The following is a 10,303-nucleotide window of genomic DNA, read 5'->3' as shown; positions in this document are numbered from 1 at the left end:
CTTGTCCGTGAAGCGACACGTCAGCGCCGCCGCTCAATCCGCGGCAACGCCGTCCGTCGATGGCCGCTGTATAGGGGACCCCAGACCGCACTGTCAACACTGAAAACATCACTTTTTTGCAGAACCGTCATGCAAGCTTCGCACCCCCTCAAAGCTTGACTCGAATCGCGTTTCTAAGCTCGCGCGAGCGCGGTTATCTCCCGCCGGAACGGCAGGGCGTCGCCGATGTCGGGCTCGTCCAGTTCACGGGCATAGCGGTGCCCCGCATAGGTCGCCCAGGCGATCGGGCCCGGCGCCTCGGCATCGCCGATCACCTTGATGCTGGAGATGCCGCTATCGGCCCATGCGTCCCGCCTTGCCTTGAGGCCCTGCCACAGCTCGTCCCGCTGCAGGCGCGCGGTGACCAGCACGACGCCATCGGCCTCCAGCCTCGCCTCGGTCCCGGTATAGGTACAGGCCGTGACCACGCTGCCGGCGTCGATGCGCGCCACCACCCTGTTGAGCACGATCTCGACCCCATGCTCGACGAGCCTGCGATGGATGGCGCCCTGCTCCAGCGTGTTGCGCGTCCAGTCGGAAACATAGGCGGAAGGGGTGACCAGCGTCACTCTGGCGCCCTGCCGTGCCAACAATTCGGCGAGTACACCGCCCATGTAGTAGTGATCGTCGTCGAACAGCACGATCCGGCCGGTGGGCAACCTGCCACTCATCAGGTCATCGGGCGTGAAGACCGGCATAGCCGGATCGATCGGCATCGGCACGACATGGGCGCGCGCCACGCCGTCCCGGCGCCAGGTCGAGCCGGTAGCGAGCGCGACATGTTCGAAGCCGAAGCCGAGAATGTCGTCGGCCGAGAGCTGGCTGTCGAAATAGATCTCGACATTCGGCATCTGGCTGAGCTGGTATTGGCGATAGTCGCGCACGCGGCCCCAGGCCGACAGGCCGGGCAATCTGCTTTCACGCGCCACACGGCCGCCGAGCTCGGTGCCGGCCTCGGCGAGAATCACCTTGTAGCCCCGCAAGCCCAGGGCGCGCGCCGCCTCCAGCCCGGCCGGCCCCGCACCGACGACCAGCACACTCTCGCTGGCGCCCCTGGCCTGCATGCGCTCGGGATGCCAGCCCTTGCGCCATTCTTCCATGAAGGTGGGGTTCTGGGTGCAGCGCGAGATCGACATCGTCATGTCGCCGGTGACGCAGATGTTGCAGCCGATACATTCGCGGATGTCCTCGATCCGGCCCTCCTCCACCTTCCTGGGCAGGAAGGGATCGGCGATGGAGGGACGGGCGCAGCCGATGAAATCGAGCGTACCGGAGCGGATCATCCTGGCCATCACATCCGGCGAGGTGAAGCGGCCGACGCCGACGATGGGCCTGGACGTCAACATCTTGATGCCGGCGACCAGGTTTTCCTGCGCGGCCTCCTCCTTGAAGCGCGAGGGGCCGGAGCAGTCCTCCCAGGCGCCATGGGCAAGGTCCCACAGGTCGGGCAGATCGGCATGCATCTCGATCATGTCGCGGACCTCGGCATTGGCGAAGCCGAGATCGCCGATGACCTCGTCGAGCGAAATGCGCAGCGTCAGCCCGCAGGTGTCGCCGATGGCCTCGCGCCCCTCCTCGATCAGTTCGCGCATCAGGCGGGTGCGATTCTCCAGGGAGCCGCCATATTCGTCGGTGCGCTGGTTGGTGGCGGTAGACAGGAAATGCTGGATGATGCCGAAGCCATGCGCGCCATAGAGGCAGACGAGATCGAAGCCCGCCTGCCTGGCGCGCTTGAAAGCATTGCGGTGCCAGCGCCTGAGGTCGCGGATATCCTGCCGGTCCATGGCACGGGCCTGTACGGGATCGTTGGTGAAGGTGCGAATCGGCAGGGCCGAAGGCCCGCGCGGAACTTCCTTGGTGTAGAGGTTGGGGCCGTTGATGCCGGAATAGGCGAGCTGTATGCCGGCAAGGGCGCCATGTTCGTGCATGGCATCGGCCATCCTGGCCAAAGCGGGAATGTCGGCGTCGTCCCACAGGCGCAATTCGATGAAGGGCGTGATTTCCGAGGTGTGATGCATCTCGGTCTGCTCGGTGAAGACGACGCCCCAGCCTCCTTCCGACTTGATCCGCCGCATCTCGGCGGCGGCGGAGGGATCGCGATAGCCGCCGCCATTGCAATGGGGGACCTGGTAGAAGCGGTTCTTGGCCGTCACCGGGCCGATCTTCATCGGCTCGAACAGAATATCGTAGCGTGGATCGCGCATGAAATTCCCCGGGTTCGACGATCGCACCGCCGGGCAGATGCGAGGCGTCCCGATGCCTCCCGAAGCGCTTCAGGATTTGAAACGAACTGCTTCAAATCGCGATGACGCCTCGAACCAGAGCGTTGGAGCAAGCAGGCGCTCGATCATGAACAAGCTTGCCCTGGAGCATCACCACCAATTTCGGGGAGCCCGCAGCAACGGCAAATTAGAGTTTTCCGATGCAATGGATCAGCTGGACTGAGGCAGGTACGCAGCCCAGCCTGAACGTTACCGCGCGCGCTGCTGAAGCGCCTGACGCAGCATCACTGCTGCGGCCCCGAGCGTCTCCACAGGATGGGCCTTGCAATATTCGCTGATCCAGCGGCGAATCGAAGTGCCGTCCTCGTCGATCAGCCAATCCTCCGCCCGCTCGGCGAGATTTGCCCCGCTGAGGAAGCCGGCGACCCAGGCTGCATAGGCCGTGCCCTGGGTCGAGTTGGCGCTTGCCGTCCACCTGTCGCAGGTCACGTCCATATAGCCGACGGCCGAGCGCCTTACTTCCTGAGCCAGCGCCGCGCCGGAATGGACCATGGCAGACAGGACGATCGCTCCGATGACACCCCGCATGCCGTCAGCCCGGTCGATTCGTGTTGGCGGACATGGTGCAATCCTTTTCCAGCCGGGCCTGGAGGAAGGCGGTCAAATGCTGGTGCCCGTCCGCCTGATCTGCCACCACGAACCGAGACTTTCGCAAAACGGCAAGTTTCATTCGCAGTTGTCGGCGAACAGCCCTCGGACTGTCAACCATCCCGAACGAACTGCTCCGTTCTCGATTCCGCTGCAAGGAGATCTCTTGCCCACGCACCCAATTGAATGTCTGCCCGCCAAACCAAGATCGCGCCTTGACGGAAAGGCTTCCCTGCTCGGCGGGATTGCCATTCCCCTGCTCACCTTGTGCACCAGGCACCCATCCATCCTTCATCCACCACCATACCCGCTTCAATTCACGAAGCGACCCTGTTCCTTCTGCAACTGATGCGACGGCCCCTCGATCATGATCGGACCAGCGCTTATCGACGACGGTATCTAAGCGCTAAAGGGCCTTTTCGGCTTTCCGATGACCAAGCAAGACTTGGCCCTGTACTGATTTGTGCCGATGATCATCGGGAAATGCTCCGCAGGTTCCCGCTACTCTGCCGCCAATGATGTGAAGCCGGATTTGGGCGAAAACATGGGTCCGGCAGGCAGGAAAACTGGCCGAGGCCGTATTTGGCGAGCTGTTCGGGGCGGGGCAGACGGGCCGAAATCAATTTGCAGGACGTCATTTGCCGTCCAGGAATGCCCGGCCCCTTTGGGTGATTTCGTCGCGAGAGATCAGATCCCGGGGGCGGACCGGATGGCGAGCCGGCCCAAAAAGGCCGGTCGCTCTCGTGGGGATGGAAACGGCCCATCCCGTTCGCAGGCTTTCTCAGTAATAGGCCGTGCAAACCCGGTTGCCGTAGGAATCATAGCCGACCTGGGCGCATTGGCGCGGACCGCCGCCATAGCCATCATAACCCGGCTCCGGTTCGCGGCTCGGCGTGGTGGCCGCACCGACCGCGGCGCCGCCGGCCGCACCGATAGCGCCACCGATGAGAGCACCGCGCCCCTTGTTCTTCGAGACACCGGCGCCAATAGCCGCGCCGGCCACGCCGCCGAGCACGCCGCCACCGACCGCCCGGTCCCCGGGATTGTCCGACGCACACCCCGCTACCGACATAGCGACGGCGCCCGCCAAAACCGTGATCAGAATTTTTTTCATAGATCGGTCTCCGTTTGCCAGATTACCGCTAAGTAATGATTCGGTCGCAATCGTGGCGAACGTATTTCATCGGTCTATTTTAACCATGTCGGACGATTGCCATCGGATCCTTTCAATCTGATTTGAACCAATTCGATCACCGCGAAATCGATCAACTATCCATGAACCCTGATCGACTATTAAGGCCATCATCTATTTGATAGAAAGACGTTATCCGACCCGCTCTCCTATCTCAGGGAATGCCAAGGTCGCCGCAAGATCGCGCGTGAATTGACGCGCCACTTCGGTCGGTTCGGGCTGCACACGCAAGGCGATATAAAATTGCGACCGCCACACCAGACCGGGCCCGTCGAGCGCGCGCATTTCGCCACGTTCGACCCATTTGCGTGCGAAATGAACGGGCAGGAAACCAAGGAAACAGCCGCTGCGGATCAGCACGGCCTGCGCTTCCATATTCGAGACCGAGGCCGTGATCAGCGGATCCTGCAGCGCGGCGAGTTCGGCGCGATGCAGATAGGGGCGAACCGTCATGGGGTGGCGGGCAATCACCGCCGGCGTGATCTCGGCCGCATCGCCGGCAAATAGCGGATGGGCCTGCCCGCAATAGAGGGCATGTTCCTCCACATAGACAGGCGCATAGTCGATATTGGCCTGGCGGTTCGGAAACGGGCCGATGGCGACATGGATGTCGCCGGTCTGCAATCCCTTGCCCAGCGCTTCGGGCGTGCCGACCTCCAGGCTGAGGCGAACCTGCTGCTCGCGTTCGAAAAAGCGCCGCACCGCCCGATGCACCGGCAAATCGGGATTGTCCGCCTCGCTGTCGACGATGCCCACCCGCAAATGACCGGTGAGAATCTTGCGCAGGACGCCGAGATTGGCCTCGCAGGTCTCGAGCGAGCCCAGCATGCGCTTGGCTTCGTGATAGACCGCCTCGCCCTTGGGGGTCAGCGAGAAGCCCCCGCGTCCGCGCTGGCAAAGCGTGAAACCGAGAGCAAGCTCGAGATCCTTGAGATGGGTCGAGATCACGGACTGGCCCGCGCCGAGAACGGCCTGGGCCCCGCCAAAGCCGCCATGCTCCACCACCGCGCAGAAGGTGCGCAGGTTCCGCACCATGTAGTCGCTGATCCGCATGGCGGTCCCCGTGACAGAGAAGTTTCGAAAGGCTCCCCTTACATCAAATTCCCCGATGTAAGAATTGAAAAGTTCCGAATTATGAATGCATTCATTTACGGCATCGTCCCCGACCAATCGCCCGGCTGCCCTATGCCCATAGAAGGCACCATCACCATCCCGGCCGGACGACGCCTTGATGATCCAGCTTCATCCAAGAGGGGACGTTTCCATGAGCCATCCACATCCTGCGACCACGCCATCCCAACTTCGCACCGGTAGCGATGCCGCCGCCACGAGCCCCGTCCTGCGCCGCGCTGCCTTTGCGAGCTTCATCGGCACTTTCGTCGAATGGTTCGACTATGCGGTCTATGGCTTCCTTGCCACGGTGATCGCCGTGGTGTTCTTCCCGGCCACCGACACCCGCAGCGCCCTGATGGCCACCTATGGCGTCTTCGCCCTGTCCTTCGTCGTCCGCCCGATCGGCGGAGTGATCTGGGGCCATTTCGGCGACAAGTTCGGCCGCAAATCGACCCTGACCCTGTCGATCTTCATCATGTCGTCGGCCACCTTCGTCATCGCCTTCCTGCCGTCCTACCAGACGGCCGGGCTGGCCGCGCCGGTGCTGCTCCTGCTGACCCGCCTCGTGCAGGGCTTTGCCGCCTCGGGCGAATATGCCGGGGCCGCATCCTTCCTGTCCGAGCACGCGCCCGACCGCAAGCGCGGCATCTATACCTGCCTGGTGCCGGCCGGCGAGGCCGCGGGCCTGCTGGCCGCCTCGCTGTTCGTAGCCCTGCTGCATGCGCTGCTCACCACCGAACAGCTGCAGGCATGGGGCTGGCGCCTGCCTTTCCTGTTCGCGCTGCCCTTCGGCTATGTCGGCGTCTTCATTCGCCGCCGGCTCGAGGAGACGCGCCACTTCAAGTCCCTGGAGGCAGCCCATCACGTGCCGCCGGCACCGGTGCTCGAACTTCTCGGCAAACACCGCCGCCAGGTGCTGATCGCCTTCGGCGGCACGTTGCTCAACGCCGTCGGCTTCTATCTCGTGCTCAGCTACATGCCGACCTATCTGGCCACCGAGCTCGGCATCAGCGAAACCGCCGCATTCCTCGGCTCGACCATCACGCTCATGGTCTATCTCGCCTCGATCTTCGTAATGGGGGCGCTGTCGGATCGGCTCGGCCGCAAGGCGGTGCTGATCGCCTGCTCGCTGCTGTTCGCGATCCTCACCGTGCCGCTGTTCATCGTGCTCTCGTCCGTCAGCTTCACGGGCCTGGGTTCCGGCGGCTTCCTGGCGATCCTGGGGATCTGGGCCTTGTTCGGCGCCCTCCTCGCCATGAATGGCGGCACGCTGCCGACGCTGCTGTGCGAATTGTTTCCCACGCGGGTGCGCTATTCGGGCTTCGCCCTCAGCTTCAACGCAGCGAACGCTTTGTTCGGCGGCACTGCGCCGCTGATCGCCACCTGGCTGATCGGAGCCAGCGGCAGCAAGCTCGCCCCGGCCTGGTTCCTGGTGGCCGCCGCTTTGGTGACCCTCGCCGCCATCGCCATGACCACGGCCGGCCGCGCCGGCTCCGCCCTCGAGAACGACTAGAGCAAAATGCGTTCAAGTGTGAACGCCCATTTGCTCTAGCTCCTTGTTCCGACGCGTCTTTGCGATGCGAGGTGACCCCGTCAAATCGCAAAACGCTATAGGGGCAAGACGGGGCACCCATTCCACGTCCTGAAAACTGCAAGGAACTATCGATGAGCGAACACTCCTACGAAGCCGGGCGATTGAACCTGCCCTTCGTCGGCATCTCCACCTTCGCCAAGCGCCCCTATGTCGGCGACTGGAGCCGGATCGACGCCGATGTCGCCATTCTCGGCGCCCCCTTCGATTTCGGTACCCAGTTCCGCGCCGGTGCTCGCTTCGGCCCGCGTGCGGTGCGCGAAGCCTCCACGTTGTTCAGCTTCGGCCATGCCGGCGCCTATGACCATGAGGACGACCGTACCTATCTGCCGGCCTCGGTGAGAATGATCGACATCGGCGATGCCGACATCGTGCACACCGACACGCAAAAGAGCCATGCCAATATCAAGGCCGGCGTTTCAGCCATTCTCGACGCCGGTGCGTTGCCGGTGGTGATCGGCGGCGACCATTCCGTCAACATCCCCTGCATCGATGCCTTTGCCGGACGCGGCGACATCCACATCCTGCAGATCGACGCCCATCTCGACTTCGTCGACGAGCGCCATGGCGTGCGCTACGGCCACGGCAATCCGATGCGCCGCGCCGCCGAGAAATCCTATGTCAGCGGGCTCACCCAGGTCGGCATCCGCAACGTCTCCTCCACCGCCAAGGAGGGCTATGACGATGCCCGCCGGATGGGCTCGGATATCCTCTCGGTGCGCCAGATGCGGGCACTCGGCGCCAAAAGCGTGATCGACCGCATTCCGGCCGGCGCGCGCGTCTATGTCACCCTCGACATCGACGGCTTCTGCCCGTCGATCGCCCCGGGAACCGGCACGCCCTCGCATGGCGGCTTCCTCTACTACGAGGTGCTGGAAATGCTGCAGGGCCTGGCGCGGCGCAACGAGGTGGTCGGCATCGACCTGGTCGAGGTGGCGCCCGATTACGACCAGACCGGGGGCACCGCGATCCTGGCGGCGCAGGTGTTGCTGAATTTCCTCGGTTTCGTGTTCGACGCCCGCTCGGCAAGGGCGGCGGCCTGACCGTTCCCGCAACGGGGGAAATCTCCTCGCCGGCCCAGCACTGCAATTGTGTTGCATGAAGGGGCTACGGGATATGCGGAGTGTCAGCCTCCTGGCTGACATCCTGCTTGCTGGCAAGCGCTTCGTTTTCAAGATGTCGGCCTGGAGGCTGACACTCCCAATCTCGTTCCGGCCCCCTCCTTGGAAGCGCCCCGACAAGAGGATGGAAGAGCAGGCAATCGCGAGGAAATTCGGTCCCGAGGCAGGCCGGTTACAGCACGAAGCTCACCGGCCCCCCGCTCTGGGGATGGGGCATCACGCCCATCTCGATGCCATAGATCGACTTGAGGCAGGCCGGGGTCATGATCTCGGCCGGGGTGCCGCGGGCGATCAGGCGGCCGCCATGCAGGGCGACCAGCTCGTCGCAATAGCGGGCGGCCATGTTGACGTCGTGCAGCACCACGATGACGCCGATGCCGCGCTCGCGCGACAAGCGCTGGACCAGGGCCAGCACGTCGACCTGATGGGCGATGTCCAACGCCGAGATCGGCTCGTCGAGCAGGAGACAGCGCGTATCCTGCGCCATCAACATGGAGAGCCAGACGCGCTGGCGTTCGCCACCCGACAGCGTATCGACCAGGCGCTCGGCGAAGGGGCCGACATCGGCCAGCGCCATGGCTTCGGCAACCTTTTCGGAATCGGTCTTGCTGAACCGGCCGAACGGGCCATGCCAGGGATAGCGCCCGAGGGCGACGAGCTCCTTGGAAAGCAGGCTGGTCGCCGGCGGGATATGCTGGGGCAGATAGGCGACCTGACGGGCAAAGGCCCGTTCGCCCCAGTCCGCGAGCAGGGTGCCACCGAATCGCACGGAACCGGAGGTCGGCGCCTGCTGGCGCGCCAGGATCTTGACCAGAGTCGACTTGCCCGAGCCGTTATGGCCGACCAGTCCGATCACCCGCCCTGGCGCCAGCGACAACGTCAGGGGCTGCAGCAGCACGCGCCCGGGGATGGCAAAGCTGACGTCTTCGAGCGCGAAGAGATCCGCGTCGGCAAGAGCCGGTATCGGAATGGATGCGTTCTCGTGCGAAGCGGTCATATGCATCGGCGTTATCACTTGAAGATGATGGGCACGGTTATGGCTTTTGCGCCACCCGGTGGCGGCGGCAGTGAACCAAGGCGTCGGGCAGCATTGATACCACTGGCATCCAGACTTGGATTGCCACTCGAACCGACGAGGCGGGGAGATGAAACTTGTCCGCTTGCGCTCACTGAAAAGGCCACGCGGACCGTGCCCTTCCCGCTCACGGACATCGAACTTGCCGCCCGCTGGACTCGAGCGCCCACGGCTCGCCTCCAAGCCGCAAGCTCGTCGCCCGTTGCCGTGCCTGACTGGCGCGGCGCTGTGGGCTGAACCGCCTGCTGGCGAGGGGCGACGACGGTGGGCCTGGGCTGCACCGCGGGACGCTGCCGCTCCGGCTCCTTGCGGGGCGCGGGCTTCTTCTTCGGCTTGGGCTGTGGCTTGGGCGCGGCCGGCAGGATCACCTCGGCCTTGTCCTTCGTCGGCAAGTCAGGCACCACCTCCGGGGGAGGCTCGGGTGGGGTGTCCGGCTCCACCGTTTCCGGCTGCACCGGTTCGGGCTCGGGCGGCGTCTGCTCCGGCACCTGCTGGGGCTCCACCGGCGTGGGCTCGACCTCCTGCGTCTGCGGCTGGACGGGCTCGGGTTCGACCGGCTGCACGGTGTCGGCCGGCGTGTCCTGGGCCTGATCCGGCACGATCTCCTTTACGGCCTCCTGGGGCGGTGCTTCGGGCAAGGTGGTGGGCGGGGCCAGATCGAACTCGATGGCCGGTTCGGGATTGCCGGCGGGCGGCGGGCCGATCGGGTGCCAGTCGCGGGCAACCCAGATGCCGGCACCATGCACGAGCAGCATCACGGCCGCCGCCGAGGCCCACAAGCCGACACTGGACAGGCTCGATGGCCTGCCGGCCAGCCTGGACGAAGGCACCTGCTCACTCATTGCGGGCGCGCGGCGCCCGCGTCGGAGGCCTGCCCGGTATCCTCGAGGCCGACCAGGGCGATCTTGAGATAGCCCGCATTGCGCAGGAGGTTCATCACGGCCATGATGTCGCGATAGGCCACGCCGCCATCGGCGCGCAGGAAGACGCGCTGTTCGCGGTCCGTCCCCGTAAGTTGGTCGATGGCCGGCTGGATCTGTTCACGCGGCACACTGTTTTCGCCGAGGGCCAGGGTCAGGTCCTTCTTCACCGTCAGGAAGACCGGCTTGTCCGGGCGCGGCTGCACCTTGGCGTTGGAGACCGGCAGGTCGACGGCGACGTCGACGGTGGAGAGCGGTGCCGCCACCATGAAGATGATCAGCAACACCAGGATGACGTCGATGAACGGCGTGACATTGATGTCGGAGACTTCCGACAGATCGCCGTCCTGCGGATCCTTGAGGGAGACGCCCATGCCGTCAA

The 10,303-nt window shown here is 64.5% G+C and carries 10 protein-coding genes; 3 read left to right on the top strand and 7 right to left on the bottom strand.

Translation table 11 applies throughout. The features are described from left to right. Positions 1 to 173: 173 nt before the first annotated feature. Entirely contained in the window at positions 174 to 2,243 is a 2,070-nt protein-coding gene (locus BA190_RS25380) for an NAD(P)-binding protein (RefSeq protein WP_068294325.1), read from the bottom strand. On the opposite strand from BA190_RS25380, the gene BA190_RS25375 reads away from it, so the two are divergent. Next, positions 2,242 to 2,484: a hypothetical protein gene (locus tag BA190_RS25375; protein WP_068294321.1), complete on the top strand. Its 243-nt coding sequence runs from the start codon at positions 2,242 to 2,244 to the stop codon at positions 2,482 to 2,484. The genes BA190_RS25380 and BA190_RS25375 overlap by 2 nt on opposite strands. Before the next feature lie 26 nt (positions 2,485 to 2,510). Here the strand turns inward: BA190_RS25375 and BA190_RS25370 are convergent, their stop codons facing one another. The 3 genes from BA190_RS25370 to BA190_RS25360 form a co-directional block, all read right to left on the bottom strand. After that, positions 2,511 to 2,849: an HdeA/HdeB family chaperone gene (locus BA190_RS25370; RefSeq protein ID WP_068294318.1), complete on the bottom strand. Its 339-nt coding sequence runs from the start codon at positions 2,847 to 2,849 to the stop codon at positions 2,511 to 2,513. 841 nt (positions 2,850 to 3,690) lie between these two features. Further along, on the bottom strand, positions 3,691 to 4,023 hold the full coding sequence (locus BA190_RS25365; RefSeq protein WP_068294316.1) for a YMGG-like glycine zipper-containing protein: 333 nt from the start codon (positions 4,021 to 4,023) through the stop codon (positions 3,691 to 3,693). A 210-nt stretch (positions 4,024 to 4,233) separates the two neighbouring features. Then, entirely contained in the window at positions 4,234 to 5,154 is a 921-nt protein-coding gene (locus tag BA190_RS25360) for a LysR family transcriptional regulator (protein ID WP_068294310.1), read from the bottom strand. Between the two features lie 211 nt (positions 5,155 to 5,365). Here BA190_RS25360 and BA190_RS25355 point away from each other — a divergent pair, with 211 nt between their 5' ends. Next, positions 5,366 to 6,727, top strand: a complete 1,362-nt coding sequence (locus BA190_RS25355) for an MFS transporter (RefSeq protein WP_068294307.1) — start codon at positions 5,366 to 5,368, stop codon at positions 6,725 to 6,727. Positions 6,728 to 6,879: 152 nt separating this feature from the next. Then, positions 6,880 to 7,848: an agmatinase gene (gene speB / locus BA190_RS25350; RefSeq protein ID WP_068294304.1), complete on the top strand. Its 969-nt coding sequence runs from the start codon at positions 6,880 to 6,882 to the stop codon at positions 7,846 to 7,848. 250 nt (positions 7,849 to 8,098) lie between these two features. Here speB and BA190_RS25345 read toward each other — a convergent pair whose 3' ends face one another. The 3 genes from BA190_RS25345 to exbD are packed head-to-tail and all read right to left on the bottom strand — an operon-like array spanning position 8,099 to position 10,295. After that, positions 8,099 to 8,923: an ATP-binding cassette domain-containing protein gene (locus BA190_RS25345; RefSeq protein WP_068294331.1), complete on the bottom strand. Its 825-nt coding sequence runs from the start codon at positions 8,921 to 8,923 to the stop codon at positions 8,099 to 8,101. A 14-nt stretch (positions 8,924 to 8,937) separates the two neighbouring features. Beyond that, positions 8,938 to 9,831, bottom strand: coding sequence for an energy transducer TonB (locus BA190_RS25340; RefSeq protein WP_162275212.1), 894 nt, complete (start codon positions 9,829 to 9,831; stop codon positions 8,938 to 8,940). Positions 9,832 to 9,839: 8 nt separating this feature from the next. Continuing rightward, complete coding sequence (gene exbD / locus BA190_RS25335) at positions 9,840 to 10,295, bottom strand: TonB system transport protein ExbD (protein WP_068294328.1); 456 nt, start codon at positions 10,293 to 10,295, stop codon at positions 9,840 to 9,842. Positions 10,296 to 10,303: the final 8 nt, after the last annotated feature.

The sequence above is a fragment of the Labrys sp. WJW genome (genome assembly GCF_001676615.1).
Lineage (GTDB): Bacteria > Pseudomonadota > Alphaproteobacteria > Rhizobiales > Labraceae > Labrys > Labrys sedimenti.
This window is presented reverse-complemented; position numbering and strand designations above follow the sequence as displayed.

Excerpts from the sequence above, each read along its gene's own strand:
- BA190_RS25375 (WP_068294321.1), top strand. The coding sequence starts at position 2,242 with ATGAAATTCCCCGGGTTCGACGATCGCACCGCCGGGCAGATGCGAGGC.
- BA190_RS25380 (WP_068294325.1), bottom strand. The coding sequence starts at position 2,243 with ATGCGCGATCCACGCTACGATATTCTGTTCGAGCCGATGAAGATCGGC.
- BA190_RS25370 (WP_068294318.1), bottom strand. The coding sequence starts at position 2,849 with ATGCGGGGTGTCATCGGAGCGATCGTCCTGTCTGCCATGGTCCATTCC.
- BA190_RS25365 (WP_068294316.1), bottom strand. The coding sequence starts at position 4,023 with ATGAAAAAAATTCTGATCACGGTTTTGGCGGGCGCCGTCGCTATGTCG.
- BA190_RS25360 (WP_068294310.1), bottom strand. The coding sequence starts at position 5,154 with ATGCGGATCAGCGACTACATGGTGCGGAACCTGCGCACCTTCTGCGCG.
- BA190_RS25355 (WP_068294307.1), top strand. The coding sequence starts at position 5,366 with ATGAGCCATCCACATCCTGCGACCACGCCATCCCAACTTCGCACCGGT.
- speB (WP_068294304.1), top strand. The coding sequence starts at position 6,880 with ATGAGCGAACACTCCTACGAAGCCGGGCGATTGAACCTGCCCTTCGTC.
- BA190_RS25345 (WP_068294331.1), bottom strand. The coding sequence starts at position 8,923 with ATGACCGCTTCGCACGAGAACGCATCCATTCCGATACCGGCTCTTGCC.
- exbD (WP_068294328.1), bottom strand. The coding sequence starts at position 10,295 with ATGGGCGTCTCCCTCAAGGATCCGCAGGACGGCGATCTGTCGGAAGTC.